The organism is Cupriavidus sp. UME77, from assembly GCF_014170355.1.
In the GTDB taxonomy this organism is placed as follows: domain Bacteria; phylum Pseudomonadota; class Gammaproteobacteria; order Burkholderiales; family Burkholderiaceae; genus Cupriavidus; species Cupriavidus basilensis.
In genome coordinates this window covers 94,953-120,729 of record NZ_LZZU01000046.1, presented here as the reverse complement: position 1 = coordinate 120,729, position 25,777 = coordinate 94,953, and the positions used below count along the sequence as shown (strand labels likewise).

Genomic DNA, 25,777 nt, shown 5'->3' with positions numbered 1-25,777 from the left:
GCGCTGCCCGGGGCCGGGAAAACCAGCCATCTATCATCGACTTAGGGGCACATTTGAAGCGTTACTTTAAGTTGATGTTGCACCGCACACTGAGTTTGTCTGGAAAGCGGCTCAACCTCGGTCTGCACATGCATTGGGCTTGCTCGCCCCAATCTGGACCGTACCCACCGCTGCGCTGGACGATCGGCCCGGGAGGCACGGTGTGACGTCACCGGCGATCCCCGAGCAAGCCGCGCTGGCCGCGGAGCCGACCGACGGCGCACCGCTTGCCGTCGTGCGGGTGGCACTTGATACGCCGGCTGACGATGTCTTCGATTACCTCGCTGGCCCGGAAGTCCAGCCCGGCGAACTGGTCACCGTGCCGTTCGGGCGCCGTACGCTGGTCGGCGTAGCGGTATCGCGTTGCGCACACTCCGATGTACCCGCGGACAAACTGCGTTCTGTCGCACAGCGCCTGAACTGGCTGCCACCGCTTGGCGCCCACTGGATTGCGCTGGCGAGCTTTGCCGCACGCTATTACCACCGCTGCCTTGGCGAAGTCATGCTGCCCGCGCTGCCTCCGGCCCTGCGCGAGGCCGACGGCTGGGCGCGGCTGGCACTGCGTGCCCGCAGCGAACACTACCGCGTGGCCTCGGGGCAGGGCGAGGCGCTGTTGGCGGCGGTGCCGCCGCGCGCCCGCACCGTGCTGGCGCTGGCTCAGGCGCTGGTGGCAGCCGCTGGGGAAGGGCGGGCGGTATCCGCCGCCGAGGCGCGCGTGCTATGCAGCGCCGCGCTCTCGCGCCTGGCGGAGTGGGCCGAGGCCGGCTGGGTGATCTCCGAGCGGGCCGACCAGCCCTTGCTGGGCGCGCCCTCGGCTGCCGAGCCGTCCACTGCGCCGCCGCTGCACGAAGAGCAGCGTGTGGCCGTGGAAGCCATCGGGCAGGCCAAGGGATTCGCGCCATTCCTGCTCCACGGCGTGACCGGCAGCGGCAAGACCGAAGTCTACCTGCACGCCATGGCCGAGGTGCTGGCGCGCGATGCGCAGGCGCAGGTGCTGATGCTGGTGCCTGAAATCAACCTCACGCCGCAACTGCAGGGCCGCATTGCCGCGCGCTTTCCCCATCTGCCGCTGGCCGTGCTGCATAGCGGCCTGGCCGACCAGGAGCGCACGCTGCAATGGCTGGCCGCGCACCGCGGCGAGGCCCGCATCGTGCTGGGCACGCGGCTGGCGGTGCTGGCCTCGCTGCCGCACCTGGCGCTGATCGTGGTCGACGAGGAGCACGACACGTCCTACAAGCAGCAGGAAGGCCTGCGCTACTCCGCGCGCGACCTGGCCGTCTGGCGGGCCAAGCAGCTCGGCGCGGCCGTGGTGCTGGGCTCCGCCACGCCGTCCATGGAGTCCTGGTGGCGTGCGGAGCAGGGCACCTACCGCAAGCTGGTGCTGCGTGAGCGGGCCCAGACCGATGCCACGCTGCCCACGGTGCGGCTGATCGATATCAACCAGGAACGCCAGCGCCAGCGTGCCCTCTACGAAGGGTTGTCGGTGCCGTTGCTCAACGCCATCGAGGCCCGCCTGCAGCGTGGCGAGCAGAGCCTGCTGTTCCTGAACCGGCGCGGCTACGCTCCGGTGCTGGCCTGCGATAGCTGCGGCTGGCTCTCCGGATGCCCGCGCTGCTCGGCCTATATGGTGCTGCACCGGCCGGAGCGCCGCCTGCGCTGCCACCATTGCGGGCTGGAATCCCCGGTGCCGCATCATTGCCCGGATTGTGGCAACGTGGATGTGGCGCCACTTGGTCGAGGCACCCAGCGCATCGAGGAGGCCCTGGCGGCACGCTTCCCGCAAGCGCGCATCGCCCGCATCGATGCCGACTCCACGCGCCGCAAGGGCACCGCGCAGGCCATGTTCGATGAGGTCCACGCGGGCGAGGTCGACATTCTGGTCGGTACGCAGATGGTGGCCAAGGGACACGACTTCCAGCGCGTGACCCTGGTCGGCATCGTCCATCCGGACGCCGCCATGTTCAGCCACGATTTCCGCGCAGCCGAGCATTTGTTCGCCTCCCTGATGCAGGTGGCCGGACGGGCCGGGCGGGCAGGGCTGGCGGGCGAGGTGCTGATCCAGACCCGCTATCCCGATGCATCGGCATTGCAGGCATTGGTACGCCATGACTATGATGGATTCGCGGCTACCCAGTTGCGCGAGCGCCGCCAGGCCGGGTTGCCCCCGTTTGCCTACCAGGTGCTCGTCACGGCCGACCATGCCGAACTGGAGCGTGCGCTGGCCTTCCTCCAGAGCGCGCGGAATCGGGCCGATGCGTGCCGGATGGCACCTGAGGTGCAACTCCATGACCCGGTGCCGATGTCGATGGTGCGGGTGGCTAACCGGGAACGCGCGCAAATGCTGGTGGAAAGTACCTCGCGCGTTGCACTGCAAAGATTTATCAGCGAGTGGGTGCAAACTTTCGGCGAGGCGCTGGGCGATGCCAAGGGCGTGCGCTGGCAGTTAGAGATCGATCCCCTGCGCATCTGAGTGGAACCTGACTGGGGTCCGGTTGCGCCAGGGGCAGCGCAGCACGAGGTATGGTGCAACCACTTTTTATGATGTATCTGAGTGGTTGTACCTAGTTGCACCTTTGGTTTGCCCGGGAGTATGATCGCGCCAATCTGCCGGTTTCCCCGCAGTCAGGAAACCGGCGTCCGCGTCTTACGGAGAATCAAGCGCATGGCCACCACCACCCTCGGCGTCAAACTCGACGACGCCTCCCGCGAGCGCCTCAAGCGCGTTGCGCAGTCGATCGACCGCACACCGCACTGGCTGATCAAGCAGGCGATCTTCACGTACCTGGAGCAGGTCGAACGGGGCAACATCCCGCATGAGACCAGCGCCGCCGGTACAGGGGGCGAGGGTGCGGCGGACGGTGCCGACGCCTTTGACGGCGCGGCTGGTGACGGCGCGATACAGCCTTTCCTGGAGTTTGCGCAGAGCGTGCAGCCGCAATCGGTGCTGCGCGCCGCCATCACCGCCGGCTATCGCCGCCCGGAGTCCGAGTGCGTGCCGGTGCTGCTTGAGCAGGCTCGCCTGCCACATCAGCAGGCCGAAGCCGCTCTCGCCATGGCCCGGACCCTGGCCACGCGGTTGCGCGAGCGCAAGGTCGGCACCGGCCGCGAAGGGCTGGTGCAGGGCCTGATCCAGGAGTTCTCGTTGTCCTCGCAGGAAGGCGTGGCGCTGATGTGCCTGGCCGAGGCACTGCTGCGCATTCCCGACAAGGCCACCCGCGACGCGCTGATCCGCGACAAGATCAGCGGCGCCAACTGGCAGTCGCACCTGGGCCAGAGCCCGTCGGTGTTCGTCAATGCCGCCACCTGGGGCCTGCTGTTCACCGGCAAGCTGGTGGCCACCCATACCGAAGCCGGCCTGTCCAAGGCGCTGACCCGCATCATCGGCAAGGGCGGCGAGCCGCTGATCCGCAAGGGCGTGGATATGGCGATGCGCCTGATGGGCGAGCAGTTCGTCACCGGCGAGACCATTTCCGAGGCACTGGCCAACGCACGCAAGTACGAGGCCGAGGGCTTCCGCTACTCCTACGACATGCTGGGCGAAGCGGCCATGACCGAGGCCGACGCGCAACGCTACCTGGCCTCCTACGAGCAGGCCATCAACGCCATCGGCCAGGCTTCGCGCGGGCGCGGCATCTATGAAGGCCCCGGCATCTCGATCAAGCTCTCGGCGCTGCATCCGCGCTATAGCCGCGCGCAGCATGAGCGCGTCATCAGCGAGCTGTACGGCCGCCTCAAGTCGCTGACCTTGCTGGCCCGGCAGTACGACATCGGCATCAATATCGACGCCGAGGAAGCCGACCGCCTGGAAATCTCGCTCGACCTGCTGGAGAGCCTGTGCTTCGAGCCCGAGCTGGCCGGCTGGAATGGCATCGGCTTCGTGGTGCAGGGCTACCAGAAGCGCTGCCCGTTCGTGATCGACTACCTGATCGACCTGGCCCGCCGCAGCCGCCACCGCCTGATGATCCGCCTGGTCAAGGGCGCGTACTGGGACAGCGAGATCAAGCGCGCCCAGGTGGACGGGCTGGAGGGCTATCCGGTCTACACGCGCAAGGTCTATACCGACGTGTCCTACGTGGCTTGCGCGCGCAAGCTGCTGTCGGTGCCGGACGTGATCTACCCGCAGTTCGCTACCCACAACGCCCACACGCTGGCGGCCATCTACCAGATCGCTGGCCACAACTACTACCCCGGCCAGTACGAGTTCCAGTGCCTGCACGGCATGGGCGAGCCGCTGTACGACCAGGTGGTCGGCCCGCTGGCTGATGGCAAGTTCAACCGCCCGTGCCGCATCTACGCGCCGGTCGGCACGCATGAGACGCTGCTGGCCTACCTGGTGCGCCGCCTGCTGGAAAACGGCGCCAACACGTCCTTCGTGAACCGCATCGCCGACGACACCATCTCGCTGGACGAACTGGTGGCTGACCCGGTGGCCGTGGTCGAGCAGATGCACACCGATGAGGGCGCGCTAGGCCTGCCGCATCCGCGCATTCCGCAGCCGCGCACGCTTTATGGCCAATCGCGCGCCAATTCGGCTGGCATCGACCTCTCCAACGAGCATCGCCTGGCCTCGCTGTCGTCCGCGCTACTGGCCGGCACGAGCGAGGCGGTCAGCGCCGTGCCGCTGCTGGGCACGGAAGTCGCCGCCGGCGAGCACGCCAATCAGCCGGCACCGGTGCGCAACCCGTCCGACCTGCGCGACGTGGTCGGCCATGTCACCGAAGCCAGCATGGCCGAGGTGGAAGCCGCGCTGCAGGCCGCCGTCAACGCCGCGCCCATCTGGCAGGCGACCCCGGCCGATGTGCGCGCCGCCGCGCTGGAACGTGCCGCGGAGCTGATGGAAGCGCAGATGCAGTCCCTGATGGGCATCATCGTGCGCGAGGCCGGCAAGACCTTCTCCAATGCCATCGCCGAAGTGCGCGAGGCCGTGGACTTCCTGCGCTATTACGCCGCGCAAGTGCGTGAGACCTTCTCCAGCGATACCCATCGTCCGCTCGGGCCGGTGGTCTGCATCAGCCCGTGGAATTTCCCGCTGGCCATCTTCACCGGCCAGGTCGCGGCCGCGCTGGCTGCCGGCAACACCGTGCTGGCCAAGCCCGCCGAGCAGACCCCGCTGATCGCCGCACAGGCGGTGCGCTTGCTGCGTGAGGCTGGCGTGCCGGCTGGCGCCGTGCAGTTGTTGCCGGGCCGCGGCGAAACCGTGGGCGCCGCGCTGGTGGGCGACGCTCGCGTCAAGGGCGTGATGTTCACCGGCTCCACCGAAGTGGCGCGCCTGCTGCAACGCAGCGTGGCCGGCCGGCTGGACGCGGCTGGCCGCCCGGTGCCGCTGATCGCCGAGACTGGCGGCCAGAACGCGATGATCGTGGACTCGTCCGCGCTGGCCGAGCAGGTGGTTGGCGATGTGGTCAACTCCGCCTTCGACTCGGCCGGCCAGCGCTGCTCAGCGCTGCGCGTGCTGTGTCTGCAGGAAGAAGTGGCCGACCGCGTGCTGGAAATGCTCAAGGGCGCCATGGATGAGCTCACCATGGGCAACCCGGACCGTTTGTCCACCGACGTCGGCCCGGTCATCGACGAAGAGGCGCGCGGCAACATCGTGCGCCATATCGACGCCATGCGCGCCAAGGGCCGCCGCGTCCACCAGGCCGACCCGAACGGCGCGGCCAGCGCAGCCTGCCGCAATGGCACGTTTGTGTCGCCAACGCTGATCGAGCTCGATAGCATCGAAGAACTGCAGCGTGAAGTCTTTGGCCCCGTGCTGCATGTGGTGCGCTACCCGCGAGCCGGCCTCGACACGCTGCTTGCGCAGATCAACGGCACCGGCTACGGCCTGACCATGGGCATTCACACCCGCATCGACGAAACCATCGAGCACATCGTCGAGCGCGCGGAAGTGGGCAACCTCTACGTCAACCGCAATATCGTGGGCGCGGTGGTGGGCGTGCAGCCCTTCGGCGGCGAAGGCCTGTCCGGCACCGGCCCCAAGGCGGGCGGCCCGCTGTACCTGCACCGCCTGTTGTCGGTCTGCCCACAGGACGCTGTGGCCCGCGTGGTGCGCGCCTCCGACACCCTGGGCGGCGCCGACGAGACCAGCCCGGTGCGCCGCACGCTGACCGAGGCACTGGGTACGCTCAAGGAATGGGCGCAGCGCGAGAGCGCGGCGCTGCCCGGGCTGGCGGCGGTGTGCGAGCGCTTTGCCGCGGCCTCGGCGGCCGGCCTGTCGGTCACGCTGCCCGGCCCCACCGGCGAGCGCAACACCTACACGCTGCTGCCGCGCGCCGCCGTGCTTTGCCTGGCCCAGCAGGAGACCGACCTGGCCGTGCAGTTGGCGGCCGTGCTGGCGGCTGGCAGCCAGGCCGTGTGGGTTGAAAGCCCCATGTCCCGGGCCCTGTTTGCACGCCTGCCCAAGGCAGTACAATCGCGCGTCAGCCTGGTGGCCGACTGGTCGGCCAGCGACACCGGCTTCGACGCGGTCCTCCACCATGGCGATTCCGACCAGCTGCGCGCCGTGTGCGAACAGCTGGCCACGCGCCCCGGCCCAATCATTTCGGTGCAAGGCCTGGCACATGGTGAACCGAATATCGCCATCGAGCGTTTGTTGATCGAGCGTTCGCTGTCCGTCAATACGGCGGCAGCGGGCGGCAATGCGAGTTTGATGACGATCGGCTAACGCCGGGCGTCGATCGAAGCGACGCGAGAAAGCGGTGATCCCGCAAACCTCGCGTATTTGAAAATCGGGGAGCGTTTCGCGCCACACCCGGACGCGTCCAAAAACGCAGCAAAGGCTATAGAGAATAGCTACCAAGGAGAACAGATGAACTCGACTTTCCACAAGACGGCCCTCACCGTTGCCCTGTCCGTCGCTGGCCTGTGCGCCACCTCGGCCGCCTTCGCCCAGGCGCAGGAAATCAAGCTGGGCTTTGCCGCGCCGATGACCGGCGGCCAGGCGCAATACGGCAAGGACATGCAGAACGGCGTTGTCCTCGCCATCGAGGAAATGAACGCGACCAAGCCCAAGATCGGCGGCAAGGACGTCAAGTTCGTACTGCTCTCTGAAGACGACGCGGCAGACCCCAAGACTGGCTCGGTGGTCGCGCAAAAGCTGGTCGACAACGGCATCCAGGGCATGCTGGGCCACTTCAACTCGGGCACCAGCATCCCGGCGTCGATGGTCTACAACCGCGCGGGCATTCCCCAGATCGCCATGGCAACGGCGCCTGAGTACACCCGCCAGGGCTTCAAGACCACCTTCCGCATGATGACCTCCGACACCCAGCAGGGCTCGGTGATCGGTGCCTTCGTGGTGAAGAAGCTGGGCGCCAAGAACATCGCCATCGTCGACGACCGCACCGCCTACGGCCAAGGCCTGGCCGACGAGTTCGAGAAGGCCGCCAAGGCCGCCGGCGGCAAGATCGTGCGCCGCGAGTTCACCAACGACAAGGCGGTGGACTTCAAGGCCGTGCTGACCAACATCAAGCGCAGCAACCCGGACGTGATCTTCTTTGGCGGCGCCGAGACGCAATCCGCGCCGATGGCCAAGCAGGTCAAGGAACTCGGCATGAAGTCGCCGGTGGTGTCGGGCGAAATGTCGAAGACTGACAACTTCCTCAAGCTGGCCGGTCCCGCTGCCGAGGGCACGGTCGTCTCGCTGGCCGGCCTGCCGCTGGAGCAGATGCCCGGTGGCACCGCCTACGAGAAGAAGTACGAGAAGCGCTTCGGCAGCAAGGTGCAGACCTACTCGCCGTACGCCTATGACGGCGCCACCGCCTTGATGACCGCCATGATCAAGGCAGGCTCGGCCGATCCGGCGCGCTACCTGCCGGTGCTGGCGGCCACCAACATGCAAGGCGTGACCACCAAGACCCTGGCCTACGACGCGCGCGGCGACCTGAAGGACGGCGGCATCACCGTCTACAAGGTGGTTGGCGGCAAGTGGACCGTGCTGGAGACGGTTGGCGGCAAGTAAGCTATTCTGCTCTGGAACGACAACGCCACCCTGCGGGCCTCCCCGTCGGGTTAAAGCGTTGGTGGCGCCCCGCGAGGGGAGTGCAAAACGCCTCAGCCAGCGGCTGGGGCGTTTTTCTACGGCAAGATCTATCTTGACCCGCAGGGGCAGGTAAATGCAGACGAGACCTGCCCTCAGTCTTCGTTGGCGCCGAGGTCCTGCCCACCCTCCCACGCCGCCGCCGCATCCTCGTAGATGCCGCCATCGCGGCGGCCGGCTGCCAGAACAACGATATCGGGCGGATTTTCATCGTCGCGGACCAGATAGACCAGCCGGTATCCGACGCCGCGCAGCTTGATTTTGTAGCAGTCAATGAGCGGTGGCCGGAGTTCCGCGCCCGGGACCCTCGGCGTCGCCAGGCGCCGCTTCAGTGCGCTCTTGAATAGGGCTCTGACCGAACCATCGAGCTTCGCCCAATTCTCGAGTGCCTCTGGGACGAACCGTAGTTCGTGGGGCATTTACAGGTCGTCAATGTTGACTTTGACCGCGCGGCTCACCGATTTGAGTCGTGTCTGTACCAGGCTCTCAAGCTGGCGCTCATCGTACAGCTCGGCCATCTTGGCCATGAATTCCGGAGATACGGTGTAGAACGCGGGCCGGTTATGGTTCAGAACAGCCACCGGCTGGCCATGGGCCTCCTCGACAACCTTGCTGGGGTTTTGCTTGAATTCCGAGATGCTGACGGTCAGCAGGCTGTGGATGTTTTCCATCACATGTTCCAGATAGATCTAAATTCAGACCTATTTTAGGCCCTGTTTCTATATTCTCAAGCCTGCGGCGTGGCGCTGTCGTTTCTGGCATACATGGGGACCCAGCCGAAGTCTAGTGCTGCACTAGCGGCAGATTTCTCCCCCTGTTTTCACGAGCAGGAGGGGGCCACGATGGCGCATAATCCCGCACTCGCACATCCACCCCGAAGGAGCAGTCCGTGTCCGTGCAGGAAGTCAGCTACGACCACGCCATCGAGCTAGCCAACGCAGAGCGCTACGATGAAGCGCTGGTCATTCTCGACCAGCTTTCGCAAGCGCAGCCTCAAGTGGTGGATTTCGACTGCCTGCGGGCACGCCTGCATTTTGACCGTGGCGATGCGCAGGGCGCCTTTGCCGTGCTCGATGCGGCGCTGGCCAAGCTGCCCGGGCTGCCATTGCACCCGGCGCACCGCTGGTCCTCGCGGGGTGTGATCGCGCATCGCTACGGCATGCTGCTGATGGGGATGGAGCGCTTGCAGGAGGCGCTGCCCTGGCTGGAAGAGGCCGCGCTGCGCAACGGCTTGTCTTCCGGCGAGTGGAGCGCCCGCCTGCACGCCGGGCTGGTGCATTACCGGCTCGGCAATTTCGCCGCGGCCGGCGCTTATTGGTATGACCTGCTTTATCGCGCACCGGATCTTGGCGCCGAAGACATCCTGGGCCAGGCGCTGGCCCACGTGAATGCCGCAGGCGACGAGGCCGAGCCGATGCTGCGCCTGTGCCTGGCGCGGATCGGCCTGGACAACCCCGACCTGCTGGAGCTCGACGAGGCTGCGGGCGATGCGCTGGCCGCCGAGCAGGCCGCCATCGTGCTGGCCAGCCAGCCGGACCACCCGCACGCCCGCCGCATCCGCGCGCCGCTGCGCTACCGCGCGGGCGAACTCGATGGTGCCTGGGACGATTTCGCCATCTACCAGCGCAAGGCGCCGGACCCCAAGGCGCAGGTGCGCGAGCTCGAATGGCGCCACCAGTCCGGCGAGGCGGCGCCTTGGCTGCGCTTTGCCTTTGTCGAGGGCGCGACGGATGCGACCGGTTACTACAATGCTGGCGTGGCGCTGGCTGAGTTCATGGACGCGGTGCCGGCGGCCGAGGCGGCGTTGATGCCGCACCTGATCAAGGCCTATCGCCTGGGCCTGGCGCGCTTCGAAGCCTACTTCGCCACCGGCGAGGGCGGCTACGACGACGCTGATCCCCATATCTACTCGTTGCTGTGCCACAACCTGGCGACCCGGTTGGAAGGCGAGGGCAACCGCGCGGAGCGCATAGCGCTGCACGAGAAGGGCATCGCGGTCAGCGAATTCATCGAGCACTGGATCGACCTGCTCGAGTGCCTCGAGGCTGCCGGCCAGCACGGAAAAGCCGTGGAAGTCGCGGGCGACGTGCTCAACCGCTATCCGCTGGAGCGCGATCCCGCCAACGTGGGCTGGATCTTCAGCCGGCTGATGAGCACCTGGAAGGCCATCGGCGGCACGGAAGTGACGTCAGCGGCCCGTGACGCGCTGGCGCACATGGATGCGCGCGCCGACGCCTTGCCGGTGGAGGAGCGCAGCCAGACCGCGCATGCGCTGGCCCACGCCCGCGCGCACTTTGCGGGGCTGCTGCGCAACGCCATGGACAGCATGGACCAGCACGACCGCACCGACGCGCAGGCCGAGATCGAGGCCCTGCAGCGCCGCGCGCTGCTGATCGAGGACGCGTGGCTGTGCAACCAGTTCGGCATGGTCTGGCGTGGCCTGGGCGCACCGGAGCGCGCGCTGCCAATGTTCGAGCAAGCCATCGCGCTGACCGCCGACGATCCTGCGGACCAGGCCTTCCCGCGCCTGCAGCGCGCGCTGATCCGCAACGGCGAGAAGCAATACGCCGAAGCGCTGACGGACTTCGAGGCCGCCTTTGCCGCGCGCAACGGCTGGGATGGCGAGGCGTACCTGGGCGCCGTCGAGGCCGCGCTGGGCCTGGAGCAGCGCGAGACGGCGCTGGGCTACTTCGACAAGGCCCGCGCGAGTGGCGCCGCGCAGGGCAAGACGCGCTCACTCTACGCCCGCATGGAAACCGGCCTGCGGGCGACGCGTCCGGGATGGAAATTCTGGGGCGTGTAGCCAGCGGGGGCCGGCGGCATCACCGGTCCAGTCACGATAAAAAACGCCATCCCTGTAAGATGGCGTTTTTTTACGTGTGAACGCGTCATGTTGACAGCAAATTCCGTGCCTCTGTCGGACAAACTCCGACATGGAATGTCATGTGGCTCCGTTACCATATAGCCCATGAATGGACTGAGCCAATTGTTTCCAAGCCTGCCCCTGGCACCGGGCGGGCTTTTCTGGGTCGGGCTGGCGCTGGTGGGCGCCGGCCTGGCGGGCGAGGTGTGCCGCATGTACCTGCGGCTGCCCCGCATCGTCGGTTATGCCGCCACGGGTCTCGCGGCTGGCATGCTCGGCCGCGGCATCGTGGACGAGGACATGATCGCGCAGACCCGCATCCTGATCGACATGGCGCTGGCGCTCGCCTTGTTCGAGCTCGGGCACCGGCTCTCGCTCACCTGGCTGCGGGCCAATCGCTGGCTGCTCTTCACCAGCGCCTTTGAAAGCCTGCTGACCTGGGGCCTGGTTGCCGCCGTGCTGCAATGGATCGGCGTGAGCCCGGCGGTTGCCATCCTGGCCGGCGGCATTGCCGTGAGCACCTCGCCCACCATCGTGCTGCAGCTCAAGAACGAGCTGCGCGCCGAAGGGCAGGTTACCGAGCGGCTGCTCGCCATGGCCGCGCTGAACAGCATCTACGCCGCCGCCATCGTCCAGGTCGCCACCGGCTGGCTGCATTCCGAATACGGCAACCTGGGTGCGGCGCTGCTGCATCCGCTCTATCTGCTGGTGGGTTCCTGCCTGCTGGCCTGGGGCGTTGGCAAGCTCGGCCACGCGATCTATGCGCGCATGGAAACGGACGATCACTACAGCTTCCTGGTGCTGGTAGGGCTGGTGCTGTTCACGCTGGCGCTCACGCGCGTGCTCAAGCTGTCGATGCCGCTCACGCTGATGCTGGCTGGTGTGGTGTTCAAGCACCAGGACAGCCAGCCGCGCGTATGGCCGGCGCACTTCGGCAGCGCGGGCAGCTTGCTGATCATCGTGATGGTGGTCTCGCTCGGCCTGCCGCTGACGGCGCACGACTGGGCCATCGGTGGTGGCGCCGCCTGTGTGCTGGTACTGCTGCGTCATATTGCCAAGCTGGCCGGTGTTGTCTCGCTGGGTTCGTTCTCGGGCCTGAGCATGAAGCAGTGCGTGGCACTCGGGCTTGCGCTGGCACCCATGTCGGGGCTCGCGTACTTGCTGATGAGCGATATCGCGCTGCTGTATCCCGCCACGGGTGAGCCGCTGGCAGCCATCATCCTGTGTACGCTGGCGATCGAGCAGTTGCTTGGGCCTACGCTGGCGGGCTGGGCACTTCGCTATGCGGGCGAGGTCAGAAGCCATGGAGGAGGGCGCTGATGTCACTCGAACCGTTCAAGCATTCCGAGGCGCTGACGTTTGGCGTGGAACTGGAACTGCAGCTCGTCAACCGGCATGACTATGACCTGGCGCCGTTCGCGCCGGATTTGCTGCGTGCGCTGAAAGGCGCGCAACACGCCGGCGACATCAAGCCCGAGATCAGCCCCTCGATGATCGAGATCAGCACCGGCATCTGCAAAAGTTATGCACAGGCGCTGGACGAACTGGGCACCATGCGCGACCTGATGGTCGACGCCTCGCGCTCGCTCAACCTCGGCATCTGCGGCGGCGGCACGCACCCGTTCCAGCAATGGGCCGATCGCACCATCTCGGATTCGCCGCGCTACCAGTACATTTCCGAGCTCTATGGCTATTTGGCCAAGCAGTTCACGGTGTTCGGCCAGCACGTGCACATCGGCTGCCCGAGCGCCGACGAATCGCTGTTCCTGCTCCACGCCATCGGCCGCTATGTGCCGCATTTCATCGCGCTGGCCGCCTCCTCTCCCTATGTGCAAGGGGTGGACACTGGTTTCGCCTCGGCACGGCTGAATTCCGTCGCCGCCTTCCCAATGAGCGGGCGCGCGCCGTATCTGCTCACCTGGGACGCTTTCACCGCGTACTTCAACAAGATGCGCAACACGGGCGTGATCGAGAGCATGAAGGACTTCTACTGGGATATCCGTCCCAAGCCGGAGTTCGGCACCATCGAAGTCCGCGTGATGGACACGCCGCTGACCGTCGGGCGCGCCTGCGATATCGCCGCTTACATCCAGGCACTCGCGCGCTACCTGCTGCTGTCGCGCCCGTTCATGCCGCAGGAAGACGACTACCTGGTCTACACCTTCAACCGCTTCCAGGCTTGCCGTTTCGGGCTGGAAGGCGAGTACGTGCACCCCAACGAGCTGACCCGGATGCCGATCGCCGACCACATCATCTCGATCTGCGACGCGCTGGTGCCGCATGCCGAAGCGCTGGGCTCGCTCGATGCGCTGGCCAATATCCGCGCGCTGGCGCAAAGCCGCAACGGCGACGCGGAGCGCGTGCGCCAGATCGAAAGCACCACGCGCAGCCTGCGCGAAACGGTACGGCAGACCTGCGACAGCTGGGCCGGCTGACTACGCCTGCGCGCCCACGTACACCGGCTCGCAGCGCAGCTCCGACCTCACCGAGTTGGCAATGAAGCAGGCTTCGTGCGCCGTGTGATGCAGGTGTGCCAGTTCCTCCCGGGTCGGCTGGCGCTCGCCGCTGAAGGTGACCTCCGGCCTGAGCGTGACCACCGTCATGGCCATCCGGCCTTCCGCGTTCTTCGCCATGGTGCCGACCGCGGCATCGAAGTAGCGGTCCACGCAGAACTTGTGCTTGGCGGCGATGGAAAGGAACCACAGCATGTGGCAACTGGAAAGTGACGCAACGAAGGCTTCTTCGGGATCCACGGCGGCGGCGTCCGACATGGGCAGGGGCACGACATGGGGCGATGAGGATCCGGGTACTTCCACGCCGCCGTCGAAGCGCAGCAGGTGCTTGCGGCTATAGCGATTGCCGAGGAAATCCTGCTCGCCACGTTGCCAGAGGATCTCTGCGGTGTACTGGGCCATGTCTTCTCTCTCCATCAAGGTGCCCGCCAAGGCTGAATGCTGATAGCTGATTGCCTATCGTTTAGCGCGCGTCACGCCCCGTGCGGCACGCTTTCGCCATCCCGCAGCCCGAGCCGCTGGTTGGCGGGGACCGCCACATCGATCAGCTTCGGCTTGGGCAGGTTCAGTTGCCCCATCATCTCGATGAACTGGGTACGCGTGCGCCCGGCCACGCGGCTGTTGTTGGCGCGCTCGAAGCCGATGGTGGATGCGGTGCGGCCCTTGTAGTCGTGGGCGGGGTAGACCACGGTGTCGTCGGGCAGGGCGAAGAGTTTCTGCGTGAGGCTGTCGTACAGCGTGCCGGCGTCGCCGGACTGGAAGTCGGTGCGGCCGCAACCGTCGATCAGCAGCGCATCGCCGGTGAAGACGCGGCGCACCAGGCCGGCGGGCGTGGCCTCTTCCCACAGGTAGCTCATGCTGCCGGCGGTGTGCCCCGGCGTATGGATGGCGCGCAGCGTCTGCGTGCCGAACTGCAGCGTGTCTGCGTCGATCAGCTGCTTCTGCGCGGGTTGGATGTCGCAGCCCGAGGGGGCTGCGGTACGTGCGCCGGTTTGCAGTGCAACATGGCCGGCCGAGGTGATATGGTCCGCATGGGCATGGGTCTCGACCACCCACGCCAGCGTAGCGCCGCAGGCCTGCAGCAGCGCCATGTCGCGTTGCAGCTGGTGGTCCACCGGATCGATCAGCAGCGCCTGGCGCGTGGCGGCATCGATCAGCAAGTAGGTGTAGGTGGACGAGGTTTCGTCAAACAGCTGATGGAAGGTCTGCATGGCCATGCCCGCTAGTGGGGAAACGCTACATGATAGCGCCGCCAGCGGGCGCGATCAGCCGATCGTCAGCACTTCGCTGATCTGCATCATGGGAACCGCATCGGTGTAATTGGGGATGTCGAGCTGCAGCTCATTGCCGGCTGCCTTGGCGGCGGCCACGAAGTCAGGCACGGACTCGAACAGGAAATGGCACATCACCGTGAAGGCCGGATCGGAACCCGGCGCGCCGGCGCCCAGCCCGCGTTCCACCGCCACGCCGCGATAGCCGGGGTGCGCGCCAAACAGCGCGATGGCACGCGGCATGTGGCGCTGCAGGTAGTAATCCATGTCAAACTTGCCATCCTTGCTGTGCGGATAGAGAAAGCTGATCTTGATCATGCCGGACTCCCGTTGGATTGGATTGGGGTGATGCCCGGCAAGCGTAGCAGAAAGCGCGCGTTCGCTTGGGCTTGCACTGCGGGGTGGCCTCAGCACTCCACGATATTCACCGCCAAGCCGCCACGCGCCGTTTCCTTGTACTTTGTCTTCATGTCGGCGCCGGTCTCGCGCATGGTCTTGATCACGGAATCGAGCGACACATAGTGCATGCCGTCGCCGCGCAACGCCATGCGCGCCGCATTCACGGCCTTCACCGAGGCCATGGCGTTGCGCTCGATGCAAGGAATCTGTACCAGCCCGCCGACCGGGTCGCAGGTCAGCCCGAGATTGTGCTCCATGCCGATCTCGGCCGCGTTCTCTACCTGCTCCGGCGTGCCGCCCATCACGGCGGCAAGGGCGCCGGCGGCCATCGAGCAGGCTACGCCGACCTCGCCCTGGCAGCCGACCTCGGCGCCGGAGATCGAGGCATTGAGCTTGTAGAGCATGCCGATGGCGCCGGCTGTCAGCAGGAAATCGATCACGCCCTGCGGGTTGGCGCCGGGCACGAAGCGGTCGTAGTAATGCAGCACGGCCGGGATGATGCCGGCGGCACCGTTGGTGGGCGCGGTGACCACGCGGCCGCCGGCGGCGTTTTCTTCGTTGACGGCGATCGCATACAGGTTGACCCAGTCGATCACCGAGAGCGGATCGGCCAGCGCGCGCTCGGCGTGCTCGGTGAGGTTGCGGAACAGGTCGTGGGCGCGGCGCTTGACCTTGAACGGCCCGGGCAGCTCGCCGTCGGTGCGGCAGCCGCGTGCCACGCAGGCTTGCATCACGGCCCAGATCTGCAGCAGGCCGGCGTTGACCTCAGCCTCGCTGCGCCACACGCATTCGTTTTCCATCATCAGCCGCGCAATGCTCTTCTTGCTGGCGGCTGCCATCTCCAGCATCGCGCGCCCGCTGCGAAACGGATGCGGCAACTGCTGGTCAGCCTCCAGGATATGCGTATTGGCTGCGCCGGCCGTGATGATGAAGCCGCCGCCCACCGACAGGTAGCGCCCCTCGCGGATGCGCTCGCCGCCAGCATTGAAGGCGTGGAACTTCATGCCGTTGGGATGCTCGGCCATGGCCTCGCGGCGGTAGAAGACGATGTGCTCCTTCTCCACGAAGGGCACGGGATGGGTGCCCAGCAGCGAGAGCGTGCGGCTGGCGCGCAGCGCGGCCAGCCGCAAGTCGATGGTGTCGGGGTCGATGGTGTCGGGCGCTTCGCCCAGCAAGCCGAGGATCACGCCCTTGTCGGTGCCGTGGCCGCGGCCGGTGGCGCCGAGCGAGCCGTACAGCTCCACGCGCACGCTGGCCACCTGCGGTAACAGGCTGTCGCGCGCCAGGCCCTGGGCGAACATCAGCGCGGCGCGCATCGGACCAACGGTGTGCGAGCTTGATGGGCCGATGCCCACCTTGAACAGATCGAAGACGCTGACAGCCACGGTAGGCTCCTGGGGTTGGCTCGCGCCGGGATCAGACCGGCGCGTCCGTGTCCTGATTGATGGGGGCGCGCCACAGCGAACCCGCCGCATTGGGCGGCGTGGGTGGCGCGTCTTTCTTTACCAGCACGCTGATGGTGCCGTCGTTCTCGAGGATCGCGAAATGCACATCGGCGACACGCTCGCACCCCGCATGGCGCAGTGCCTTGCGCAGGTCGTCGCGGGTCACGAAAGCGCGCTTCATCACGTCACCGAAGACCATGCCTTCGTGGATCAATACCTGCGGGCGCCCCTCGACGACGTTCTCGAAGCGCCGGCTGCGCCAGCTCAGCCACGCCAGCACAAGGTTGGCACTGACCAGCGTCACCGCCAGGATCAACCCGGCCGTGACGGAGTTGTCCCCGGCGTTCATGGAGTTCTGCACGGCGTTGGACAGCACCAGCAGCAGCACCAGGTCGAGCGAGGTGAGCTGCCCGATCTGGCGCTTGCCGGACAGCCGCAGCAGCACCAGCAGGCTGCCGTAGACGATCAGTCCGCGCAGGACGAATTCCCACCATGGGGCGCTGAGATTCCACATGCGTGCTCCGTATTCCGGGCACGGCCGGGTGGCCGCGCATCCACACAGAGCATAGCGCGAGGGCGATGCGCCGGGGCCGCCGCAACGCGCGGCCGCTCCGGCCTCATGCCAGCTTACTCTTGCGCGTACTCGCTCATCGGCACGCAGGCGCAGAACAGGTTGCGGTCGCCGTACACATTGTCCGCACGGCCAACGGGCGGCCAGTACTTCTGCGTGCGCAGCGCGGCCACGGGGTAGGCGGCTTCCTGGCGCGTGTACTTGTGTTCCCACACGTCGGCGGTGATCACCGCGGCGGTGTGCGGCGCATTCTTCAGCGGGTTGTCCTCGCGGTCGAAGCTGCCGTCTTCCACGCGGGCGATCTCGGCGCGGATGGCGATCATCGCGTCGATAAAGCGGTCCAGTTCGTGCAGGGCCTCGCTCTCGGTCGGCTCGATCATCAGCGTGCCCGGCACCGGGAAGCTCATGGTGGGGGCGTGGAAGCCGTAGTCCATCAAGCGCTTGGCCACGTCCTCGTTGGAGATGCCGGTGGTCTTTTGCAGCGCGCGTACGTCCAGGATGCACTCGTGCGCCACCAGGCCGTGCTGGCCGGTGTAGAGCACGGGGAAGTGCGGCGACAGGCGGCGCGCCACGTAGTTGGCGGCCAGGATGGCGTTCTCGGTGGCGGCGGTCAGGCCGGCCGAGCCCATCATGGCGATGTACATCCACGAGATCGGCAGGATGCTGGCCGAGCCGAACGGCGCGGCGGACACGCCGCCGATGCCCTGGTCGTCGCGGCGATAGCCCACGCTGTCCTGGTTGGGCAGGAAGTCAGCCAGATGCGCGCCGACCGCCACCGGGCCAACGCCCGGGCCGCCACCGCCGTGGGGGATGCAGAAGGTCTTGTGCAGGTTCAGGTGGGACACGTCGCCACCGAACTGGCCCGGCGCGGCGGTGCCGACCATGGCGTTCATGTTGGCGCCGTCCACGTAGACCTGGCCACCGTGCTTGTGCACGATGTCGCAGATCTGCTGCACGCCCTGCTCGAATACGCCGTGCGTAGACGGGTAGGTGATCATGATCGCGGCGAGGTTCTTGCTGTGCTGCTCGGCCTTCTTCGCCAGGTCTTCCAGGTCGACGTTGCCGTTCTCGTCACAGGCCACCACCACCACCTTCATGCCAGCCATCTGTGCCGACGCCGGGTTGGTGCCGTGCGCGGAGGAGGGGATCAGGCAGATGTCGCGGTGGCTTTCGCCACGGCTGGCGTGGTACGCATGGATGATCAGCAGGCCGGCGTACTCGCCTTGCGAGCCGGCATTGGGCTGCAGGCTCACCGCGGCATAGCCGGTGGCGGCGCACAGCATGGCTTCGAGCTGGTCGATCATCTCGCGGTAGCCGACCGTCTGGTCCAGCGGCGCGAACGGGTGGATCTTGCTGAATTCGGGCCACGTCACCGGGATCATCTCGCTGGTGGCGTTGAGCTTCATGGTGCACGAGCCCAGCGGGATCATGGTGCGGTCCAGCGCCAGATCCTTGTCGGCCAGCATGCGCAGGTAGCGCAGCATTTCGTGCTCGGCGTGGTGCGTGTTGAACACCGGGTGCGTCAGGTAGGCGCTCTGGCGCGCCAGGCCGGCCGGGAACGCGTCTTGCGCGGCGGCTTCGAGTGCATCGAAGCTGGGCACCGGCTTGCCGTGGGCGAAGATTTCCAGCAGGGCGACGACGTCCTCGCGCGAGGCGGTCTCGTCCAGCGAGATGCCGATGCGGGTGGCGCCGGCGTGGCGCAGGTTGATGCCCCGCGCGGTGGCCGAGGCGTGCAGGGCTTCGGTGTTGAAGCCGGTTTCCAGCGTCAGCGTATCGAAGAAGGTGGCGTTGGTGCGCGTGTAGCCCAGTTGTTCCAGGCCGCCGGCCAGCGTGGCCGTCAGGCGGTGCACGCGCTGGGCGATGCGCTTGAGGCCTTGCGGGCCGTGGTACACGGCGTACATCGAGGCCATCACGGCCAGCAGCACCTGTGCCGTGCAGATGTTCGACGTCGCTTTCTCGCGGCGGATATGCTGCTCGCGCGTTTGCAGGGCCAGGCGATACGCCTTGTTGCCTTGCGCGTCGATGGTCACGCCCACCAGGCGGCCGGGCATGGAGCGCTTGAAGGCATCCTTGACCGCCATGTAGCCGGCGTGCGGGCCGCCAAAGCCGAGCGGCACGCCAAAGCGTTGCGAGTTGCCCACCGCCACGTCGGCGCCCCACTCTCCGGGCGCGGCGATCAGGGTCAGCGCCAGCAGGTCGGCGGCAGCCACCACCAGGCCGCCAGCGGCATGCACCGCGTCGGCGATGGCGCGGTAGTCGGCCACATCGCCGTTCACGCCGGGGTACTGCAGCAGCACGCCGAAGGCATGGGCGCCGGCCGCTTCGGCGGCGGGGCCAACCTTGACTTCGATGCCCAGCGGCAGCGCGCGGGTGCGTACCACTTCCAGCGTTTGCGGCAGCACGTCGTCCGCGACATAGAAGGTGGTGGAGGCGTGCTTGTTGACGCGCTGCAGCAGCGTCATGGCTTCGGCCGCCGCCGTGCCTTCATCCAGCATCGACGCATTGGCGATGTCCAGGCCGGTCAGGTCGGTCACCATCTGCTGGAAGTTCAGCATGGCTTCCAGGCGGCCCTGGGAGATCTCGGGCTGGTAGGGCGTGTAGGCGGTGTACCAGGCCGGGTTCTCGAAGATATTGCGCAGCACCACGCCCGGGGTCAGCGTGTTGTAGTAGCCCTGGCCGATAAAGCTCTTGAGCACGCGGTTCTTGCTGGCCAGCCCACGCAGCTTGGCCAGCGCGGCTTCTTCGGTCAGCGGCGCGGTGAACTCGCCCAGCGGCATGCCGTCGCGGCGGCGGATGGCGGCGGGGATGACGGCGTCGATCAGCGCGGCGCGGTTGTCATAGCCGAGCACCTTGAGCATGTGCTGTTGCTCGGCGGCATCGGGGCCGATATGGCGGGAGGCGAAGGCGTCGCGCGCCTCCAGTTCGGCCAGCGTGGGCCGGGCAACTTGGGCGGCAGTCATGGGCAGGGGGGCGTTCATGGCAAGAATCTCGTGGGAGCGGTGCGGCGGGTGGTCGGCCCGGTCCGCGTCGCGGCAGTCTTTATCCGTCATTCCCGTGGCGCGGGAATGACGATCTGGCATCAGGCGCCGACGTTGGCCTTATAGGCGTCGGCCGACATCAGGCCGTTCACGTCGTCGCTGTTGGCCGGCTTGAGCTTGAACAGCCAGGCGTCGAAGGCGTCGGCATTGACGCTTTCCGGCGAGGCGGCGGCGGCGTCGTTGATGGCGATCACTTCGCCTGCCACCGGAGCGTAGATGTCGGACGCGGCCTTGACCGATTCCACCACGGCCAGCGCGTCGCCGGCGCCGACCGACTTGCCCACTTCCGGCAGTTCCAGGAAGACGATGTCGCCCAGCGCGTCCTGCGCGTGGTCGGTGATGCCGATGGTCAGCGTGCCGTCGGCTTCGACGCGCACCCACTCATGGGACTCGGTGTATTTCAGGTCGGCGGGGAAATTCATGGGATTGCTCCAGATTCAATTTGTTATTCAGCGCCCGCCGGGGGATGTCGATGTTCGACGGGGTAACCGCCGGCGGGCGCGCTGTGACCGGTGCGAGCGTTCAGCTCACGAGTGCCTTGCCATTGCGCACAAACGGCAGTTTAACCACAGTCGCGGCGAGTTTGCGGTCGCGGATCTCGACCTGCACCTCGGCGCCGAGCGCAACGTCGAGCGGCAGGCGGGCAAAAGCGATGGATTGGGACAGCGAGGGGCTGAAGGTGCCACTGGTGATTTCGCCTTCGCCAGCAGGGGTAATGACCTTCTGGTGGGCGCGCAGCACGCCGCCTGCTTTTCCGTTGGCCGGGCGCAGGATCAGCCCGACGAACTGCTGGGTCTTGCCACCGGCGACCAGGGCAGCCTTGCCGGTGAAGTCGCGTTCGCTTTGCAGGTCCACGGTCCAGCCCAGGCCGGCGTTGAGCGGCGAGGTGTGGATATCCATGTCCTGGCCGTACAGGTTCATGCCGGCCTCCAGGCGCAGCGTGTCGCGCGCGCCCAGGCCCGCCGGGCGCACGCCCTCGGCGATCAGCTTTTCCCACAGGCCGGCCACGTTCTCGGCTGGCACTACCAGCTCGAACCCGTCTTCGCCGGTATAGCCGGTGCGTGCCACCATGACTTCGCCAAGGGCGGGATCCTGCACCACCACGGCGTTGAACGGCTTCAGGGCTTCGCTGGGTTGCGTCGAGGGGAAGGCGCTCCACACCTTGGCGCGGGCATTCGGGCCCTGCACCGCAACGATGGCCAGCGGGTCCACGCCGTCGGGCGCATTGTCGTGGCGACGCGGCGTGATGCGCACGCCGCTATTGGTGGCGGCGTTGCGTGCGGCGATCCATTCGATATCGTTGTTGGCGGTGCCAGCGTTCACCACCAGGCGGAAATAGTCCTCGGCGAAGAAATAGACGATCAGGTCGTCGATGACGCCACCCTTCTCATCCAGCATGCAGGAGTACAGCGCCTTGCCCGGCGTTTGCAGCTTGTCGACGTTGTTGGCCAGAAGGCCGCGCAGGAAGGGGCGCACATTGGCGCCCTTGAGGTCGACCACGCACATGTGCGAGACGTCGAACATGCCGGCATCGCTGCGCACGGCATGGTGTTCCTCGATCTGGGAGCCGTAGTTGACCGGCATGTCCCAGCCGCCGAAGTCGACCATGCGGGCGCCGAGTGCGCGGTGGATGGCGTTGAGGGGCGTGGCCTGGAGCGTCATGGAATCCTCGGGGGAAGGCAAATCTCGGTTCGAAAACGAAAAAGGGCCATCCGCCGCAGGATTCGGCGCGCCATAGCGCTGCCAGATCCGCTGCGGCGGATGACCCCTCTGTCCTCGATACCTGAGAGATTACAAGGCGGGATCCCAATTGAACTGCCGGAAATCCAAACCTTGCGCGCCCCTTCGGTGGGCACGCTCACCAAGGCTGTCGACGGAATCGATCAGTGGCGGGTGCCGCTCTCCAGAGTACGGCGTGCATCGTGTGCATGTTGCAAGCCGATCCAACCAGTCCATGGTGCCTGAGAGTTTTCGGGTGATACCCCTTCGGCGGCGCAAGATCTGCGCGCTCTCCCGGTCGGATGGCGCGACTCTACAGCCAGCCTCGGGGGCTTGTCAACGCGCTCGCGCGCCAGCCCGGGCGCAGCCGCGGGCCGGCTGGCCGGCGTGTTAACATCTGCGGCTCCGATGGCTTTTGCTGTGCCGCAGGCTTCACCCGTGGCCTTGGCCGCGCCCGTGCATGTGCTGCCTTTGCCATGCGCAAAAGCCCGCGCCCGCCTTGCCGGCCATCCCGCCACCCAGCATCACCACCAGCCCTCGCATGACCCACGGACTCAACCCTGCCCAATCCGAAGCCGTTCGCTACCTCGACGGCCCCTGCCTGGTGCTCGCCGGCGCCGGCTCGGGCAAGACCCGGGTGATCACGCAGAAAATCGCGCACCTGATCGAGGACAAGGGCTTCCAGCCCAAGCACATCGCCGCGGTGACCTTCACCAACAAGGCCGCCAAGGAGATGCAGGAGCGGATCGCCAAGCTGATGGAAGGCAAGACCACGCGCGAGGGCAAGCGCATTCCCATCAAGCAGATCACGGTGAGCACCTTCCACTCGCTGGGCGTGCAGATCCTGCGCGCCGAGGCCGAGCACGTGGGCCTGAAGCCGCGCTTCTCCATCATGGACTCGGACGATTGCTTTGGCATGGTGCAGGAGCAGCTCGCCTCCACCGACAAGAAGCTGATCCGCAGCGTGCAGAGCACCATCTCGCTGTGGAAGAACGGCATGGTCGATCCCGAGACCGCCATCGCCCAGGCCGACAACCCCGACGATCACCAGGCGGCGCTGATCTACCGCAACTACGTGGCTACGCTGCATGCCTACCAGGCCGTGGACTTCGACGACCTGATCCGCCTGCCGGCGGAGCTGTTCGCGCGCAACGAAGAGGTGCGCCTGCGCTGGCAGAACCGGCTGCGCTACTTCCTGGTGGACGAGTACCAGGACACCAACGCCTGCCAGTACCAGCTGCTCAAGCAGCTCGCCGGCGGCTCGCACCTGCGCGCGCCGGCCTTCACCGCGGTGGGCGACGACGACCAGGCCATCTACGGCTGGCGCGGCGCCACGCTGGACAACCTCAAGCTGCTGCAGACCGATTTCCCCGACCTCAAGGTGGTCAAGCTGGAGCAGAACTACCGCTCCACCGTGCGCATCCTGGAGGCGGCCAACGCGGTCATCTCCAACAATCCCAAGCTGTTCGACAAGAAGCTGTGGAGCGAGCACGGCATGGGCGACCCCATTGCCGTCAACCCGATGAACGATGAGGAGCACGAGGCGGAGTCGGTCGTGTTCCGCTTGTCGGCCCACAAGTTCGAGCGCCGCGCGCAGTTCCGCGACTACGCCATCCTGTATCGCGGCAACCACCAGGCGCGGCTGTTCGAGCAGATCCTGCGCCGCGAGCGCATTCCCTATGTGCTCTCGGGCGGGCAGAGCTTCTTTGACAAGGCCGAGATCAAGGACATCTGCGCCTACCTGCGCCTGATCGCCAACCCGGACGACGATCCCGCCTTCATCCGCGCCATCACCACGCCCAAGCGTGGCGTGGGCAATACCACGCTGGAAGTGCTTGGCACCTTCGCCGGCCAGGCCAAGGTGTCGTTGTTCGAGGCGGCCATGATGGGCGGCATCGAAGGCAAGCTCCAGCCGCGCCAGCTGGAGCCGCTGCGGGTGTTCTGCGAAGCCATGGTGCGCCTGGCCGGGCGCGCGGCCAGCGATCCCGCCACCCAGGTGCTCGACGACATGATGGAAGGCATTCATTACGAGGCCTACCTGTACGACACCTTCGACGAGCGCCAGGCCCAGTCGCGCTGGACCAACACGCTGGAATTCCTCGACTGGCTCAAGCGCAAGGGCACCAAGCCCGAGGCCACGGGCGAGGGCGAGGAGGCCACCGGCTTCGACACCGCCGATGGCTTTGGCGACGAGGGCAAGAACCTGCTGGAGCTGACCCAGACGGTGGCGCTGATGAGCATGCTCGAAGGCCGCGAGGAAGATCCCGACGCGGTGCGCCTGTCGACGCTGCACGCCTCCAAGGGGCTGGAGTACCCGCACGTGTTCCTGGTCGGGGTGGAAGAGGGCATCCTGCCCCACTGCCGCGAAGACGAAGACATGAGCGACGAGAAGATCGAGGAAGAGCGCCGCCTGATGTACGTAGGCATCACGCGTGCGCAGCGCAGCCTGCACCTGAGCTGGTGCAAGAAGCGCAAGCGCGCCCGCGATACCTACTCTTGCGAGCCCTCGCGCTTTATCGGCGAGATGAAGCTCGAAGAGGCCCCCGCGATCAAGGACGAAACGCCCGCCATGAGCCCCAAGGACCGCCTGGCCGGACTCAAGGCCTTGCTGGGAACGCCCGGCAAGACCTCGGCATGACCGGCCCCGGCCGGTGTTCCGTGCCCCATCCCGGTGCCAATCGTACAAAGTCGATACATTAGCCTACAAGCGGGACATGACCCTCGCCCGATGTCTGTCTAACATCGCCGGTGCCTGGCCCGACGTATGGACCAGGCGCCGCGCCGTTCCGTCCCTTCGGAGTGGCGTGGCCGGGCAGCACGCCCGACTTCTTCCCTGTTCTGCGCCTCCGCACTTGGGTCCGGGGGCGTTTTTTTTGGGAATCCGCCAGGTCCCGTGGCCATCAGGCGCGCGCCTGCTACCGGGCTTGCGTGGTCGAGGGGCTTACCGGGCATCTGGCGCTCCTAGTTGGTGAGGCACCGCAGCGCCGGGTACGCCGAATGGGCCGTTCGCCCCGAAGGTGCAGGGCATGGGGCCTGCCATGGCGCCGGGGAAAGGGTGGGCGGATGCGCCCTGCGGCGGACCCGCCAAACGGCCCTCTGGCATGTCGCGCAGGCGCTTGCGCTGGCCGGCATCCAGGCTTTCTTCAAATGCGATCCAGCGATCGCGCACGGCGCGGCGATCCTTGTCGAGCGCATCGTGCAGGCGGTCTTCCCGCTCCGCGCGGGCGCGCAGCGACGACTCGGGACCCTCCGGCTGACCGGGGCCGCCGCCCTCGCGGATAAAGCGCGCCTGCAGTTCCAGCGCGTGCGCATGCGCTTCCCGCGCCGCGTCCAGGGCGGTTTGCCACAGGGTGGCCTGGGCAGGCGTGAGCGCCAGCGCGTCGCGCAGCGATGTGGGCGCCGCCGGCCGGCCGGGGCCGGCAACCGCCAGCGGGCTGGTCTGCAGCGCGTGCGCCGGCAGCGTCAAGGCGCAGGCGCCGCACAGCACGGCAAGGGACAGCAAGGCGCGGAGGCGGGGCAACAAGGCTTGGGGCTGGGTCACAAGGATTCTCCATGGAGGTCATGCGGGGGCGCCGGGCTGCCGTGGCCCGCCGGTCAGGAACTGGCAGGCACAAAAGCGGCGGAATAACGACATGACATCTTAGAAAGGCCGGCCCGCTATTGCTTGAGCGCTTGGTCAGCGCGCGGAAGCAATGCCGTACAAAGCGGGCCGCCGGGCAAGCCGCTTTGTATCAAGCCCGGTACAAAGCGGCCACACCCTGCCTATCAGGCCGCCGCGCCGGGCTGGTAGAGTGAATCCCTGGCGGCGGCGGCGGCTTGCCGGGCCTCCCTGATTCGCCCGAATCCGCTGCAATACCGGCCTGCCGGCGCACCAACCTGCC

18 protein-coding genes and 2 riboswitches are annotated in these 25,777 nt (G+C 66.9%); of the genes, 7 read left to right on the top strand and 11 right to left on the bottom strand.

The window, feature by feature from the left end:
• Window positions 1-217 precede the first annotated feature (217 nt).
• The 3 genes from A9975_RS18445 (at window position 218) to A9975_RS18435 (ending at window position 7,999) form a co-directional block, all read left to right on the top strand.
• A complete protein-coding gene (locus A9975_RS18445) occupies window positions 218-2,509 on the top strand; it encodes a primosomal protein N' (RefSeq protein ID WP_183034120.1) in 2,292 nt (763 codons plus the stop codon).
• 192 nt (window positions 2,510-2,701) lie between these two features.
• The gene (putA, locus tag A9975_RS18440; RefSeq protein WP_183034078.1) at window positions 2,702-6,703 is read left to right on the top strand and encodes a trifunctional transcriptional regulator/proline dehydrogenase/L-glutamate gamma-semialdehyde dehydrogenase; all 4,002 of its coding nucleotides are present in this window, start codon (window positions 2,702-2,704) and stop codon (window positions 6,701-6,703) included.
• A gap of 144 nt (window positions 6,704-6,847) precedes the next feature.
• Window positions 6,848-7,999, top strand: a complete 1,152-nt coding sequence (locus tag A9975_RS18435) for a branched-chain amino acid ABC transporter substrate-binding protein (RefSeq protein ID WP_043350739.1) — start codon at window positions 6,848-6,850, stop codon at window positions 7,997-7,999.
• Window positions 8,000-8,172: 173 nt separating this feature from the next.
• On the opposite strand, the gene A9975_RS18430 is transcribed toward A9975_RS18435, so the two are convergent.
• Complete coding sequence (locus A9975_RS18430; protein WP_183034077.1) at window positions 8,173-8,496, bottom strand: type II toxin-antitoxin system RelE/ParE family toxin; 324 nt, start codon at window positions 8,494-8,496, stop codon at window positions 8,173-8,175.
• Window positions 8,497-8,748, bottom strand: a complete 252-nt coding sequence (locus A9975_RS18425) for a type II toxin-antitoxin system Phd/YefM family antitoxin (RefSeq protein ID WP_174426841.1) — start codon at window positions 8,746-8,748, stop codon at window positions 8,497-8,499.
• 218 nt (window positions 8,749-8,966) lie between these two features.
• On the opposite strand from A9975_RS18425, the gene A9975_RS18420 reads away from it, so the two are divergent.
• The 3 genes from A9975_RS18420 (at window position 8,967) to A9975_RS18410 (ending at window position 13,375) form a co-directional block, all read left to right on the top strand.
• The gene (locus A9975_RS18420) at window positions 8,967-10,880 is read left to right on the top strand and encodes a tetratricopeptide repeat protein (protein ID WP_183034076.1); all 1,914 of its coding nucleotides are present in this window, start codon (window positions 8,967-8,969) and stop codon (window positions 10,878-10,880) included.
• Window positions 10,881-11,045: 165 nt separating this feature from the next.
• Window positions 11,046-12,260, top strand: coding sequence for a cation:proton antiporter (locus tag A9975_RS18415; RefSeq protein WP_174426843.1), 1,215 nt, complete (start codon window positions 11,046-11,048; stop codon window positions 12,258-12,260).
• Window positions 12,260-13,375: a YbdK family carboxylate-amine ligase gene (locus A9975_RS18410; protein WP_150987493.1), complete on the top strand. Its 1,116-nt coding sequence runs from the start codon at window positions 12,260-12,262 to the stop codon at window positions 13,373-13,375. Before A9975_RS18415 ends, A9975_RS18410 begins: the two co-directional genes overlap by 1 nt.
• Here the strand turns inward: A9975_RS18410 and A9975_RS18405 are convergent, their stop codons facing one another.
• The 8 genes from A9975_RS18405 to gcvT form a co-directional block, all read right to left on the bottom strand.
• A complete protein-coding gene (locus A9975_RS18405) occupies window positions 13,376-13,855 on the bottom strand; it encodes an OsmC family protein (protein WP_183034075.1) in 480 nt (159 codons plus the stop codon).
• A 71-nt stretch (window positions 13,856-13,926) separates the two neighbouring features.
• Window positions 13,927-14,664: an MBL fold metallo-hydrolase gene (locus tag A9975_RS18400; protein WP_183034074.1), complete on the bottom strand. Its 738-nt coding sequence runs from the start codon at window positions 14,662-14,664 to the stop codon at window positions 13,927-13,929.
• A gap of 54 nt (window positions 14,665-14,718) precedes the next feature.
• Entirely contained in the window at window positions 14,719-15,042 is a 324-nt protein-coding gene (locus A9975_RS18395) for an EthD family reductase (protein ID WP_183034073.1), read from the bottom strand.
• A gap of 89 nt (window positions 15,043-15,131) precedes the next feature.
• Complete coding sequence (locus tag A9975_RS18390; protein WP_183034072.1) at window positions 15,132-16,508, bottom strand: L-serine ammonia-lyase; 1,377 nt, start codon at window positions 16,506-16,508, stop codon at window positions 15,132-15,134.
• A 31-nt stretch (window positions 16,509-16,539) separates the two neighbouring features.
• Window positions 16,540-17,082 carry a DUF421 domain-containing protein gene (locus tag A9975_RS18385; RefSeq protein WP_183034071.1) on the bottom strand — a complete coding sequence of 181 codons (543 nt, stop codon included), beginning with the start codon at window positions 17,080-17,082 and terminating at the stop codon, window positions 16,540-16,542.
• Between the two features lie 113 nt (window positions 17,083-17,195).
• Window positions 17,196-20,117 carry an aminomethyl-transferring glycine dehydrogenase gene (gene gcvP / locus A9975_RS18380; protein WP_183034070.1) on the bottom strand — a complete coding sequence of 974 codons (2,922 nt, stop codon included), beginning with the start codon at window positions 20,115-20,117 and terminating at the stop codon, window positions 17,196-17,198.
• Window positions 20,118-20,218: 101 nt separating this feature from the next.
• Complete coding sequence (gene gcvH, locus A9975_RS18375) at window positions 20,219-20,599, bottom strand: glycine cleavage system protein GcvH (RefSeq protein ID WP_150987481.1); 381 nt, start codon at window positions 20,597-20,599, stop codon at window positions 20,219-20,221.
• A 100-nt stretch (window positions 20,600-20,699) separates the two neighbouring features.
• Complete coding sequence (gcvT, locus tag A9975_RS18370; RefSeq protein WP_150987479.1) at window positions 20,700-21,839, bottom strand: glycine cleavage system aminomethyltransferase GcvT; 1,140 nt, start codon at window positions 21,837-21,839, stop codon at window positions 20,700-20,702.
• Between the two features lie 98 nt (window positions 21,840-21,937).
• Window positions 21,938-22,094, bottom strand: a riboswitch (glycine riboswitch).
• A 21-nt stretch (window positions 22,095-22,115) separates the two neighbouring features.
• Window positions 22,116-22,203: riboswitch (glycine riboswitch) on the bottom strand.
• A 234-nt stretch (window positions 22,204-22,437) separates the two neighbouring features.
• On the opposite strand from gcvT, the gene A9975_RS18365 reads away from it, so the two are divergent.
• The gene (locus A9975_RS18365) at window positions 22,438-24,534 is read left to right on the top strand and encodes a UvrD-helicase domain-containing protein (RefSeq protein WP_183034069.1); all 2,097 of its coding nucleotides are present in this window, start codon (window positions 22,438-22,440) and stop codon (window positions 24,532-24,534) included.
• Between the two features lie 303 nt (window positions 24,535-24,837).
• On the opposite strand, the gene A9975_RS18360 is transcribed toward A9975_RS18365, so the two are convergent.
• Window positions 24,838-25,437 (bottom strand): hypothetical protein, encoded by a 600-nt coding sequence (locus A9975_RS18360; RefSeq protein WP_183034068.1) that lies wholly within the window; start codon window positions 25,435-25,437, stop codon window positions 24,838-24,840.
• Window positions 25,438-25,777 lie beyond the last annotated feature (340 nt).

Bases quoted from the DNA above. Each gene is read 5' to 3' on its own strand.
- A9975_RS18430 (WP_183034077.1), bottom strand. From the start codon at position 8,496: ATGCCCCACGAACTACGGTTCGTCCCAGAGGCACTCGAGAATTGGGCG.
- A9975_RS18435 (WP_043350739.1), top strand. From the start codon at position 6,848: ATGAACTCGACTTTCCACAAGACGGCCCTCACCGTTGCCCTGTCCGTC.
- gcvP (WP_183034070.1), bottom strand. From the start codon at position 20,117: ATGAACGCCCCCCTGCCCATGACTGCCGCCCAAGTTGCCCGGCCCACG.
- A9975_RS18365 (WP_183034069.1), top strand. From the start codon at position 22,438: ATGACCCACGGACTCAACCCTGCCCAATCCGAAGCCGTTCGCTACCTC.
- A9975_RS18405 (WP_183034075.1), bottom strand. From the start codon at position 13,855: ATGGCCCAGTACACCGCAGAGATCCTCTGGCAACGTGGCGAGCAGGAT.
- A9975_RS18410 (WP_150987493.1), top strand. From the start codon at position 12,260: ATGTCACTCGAACCGTTCAAGCATTCCGAGGCGCTGACGTTTGGCGTG.
- A9975_RS18395 (WP_183034073.1), bottom strand. From the start codon at position 15,042: ATGATCAAGATCAGCTTTCTCTATCCGCACAGCAAGGATGGCAAGTTT.
- gcvT (WP_150987479.1), bottom strand. From the start codon at position 21,839: ATGACGCTCCAGGCCACGCCCCTCAACGCCATCCACCGCGCACTCGGC.
- A9975_RS18400 (WP_183034074.1), bottom strand. From the start codon at position 14,664: ATGCAGACCTTCCATCAGCTGTTTGACGAAACCTCGTCCACCTACACC.
- putA (WP_183034078.1), top strand. From the start codon at position 2,702: ATGGCCACCACCACCCTCGGCGTCAAACTCGACGACGCCTCCCGCGAG.
- A9975_RS18425 (WP_174426841.1), bottom strand. From the start codon at position 8,748: ATGGAAAACATCCACAGCCTGCTGACCGTCAGCATCTCGGAATTCAAG.
- gcvH (WP_150987481.1), bottom strand. From the start codon at position 20,599: ATGAATTTCCCCGCCGACCTGAAATACACCGAGTCCCATGAGTGGGTG.
- A9975_RS18415 (WP_174426843.1), top strand. From the start codon at position 11,046: ATGAATGGACTGAGCCAATTGTTTCCAAGCCTGCCCCTGGCACCGGGC.
- A9975_RS18385 (WP_183034071.1), bottom strand. From the start codon at position 17,082: ATGTGGAATCTCAGCGCCCCATGGTGGGAATTCGTCCTGCGCGGACTG.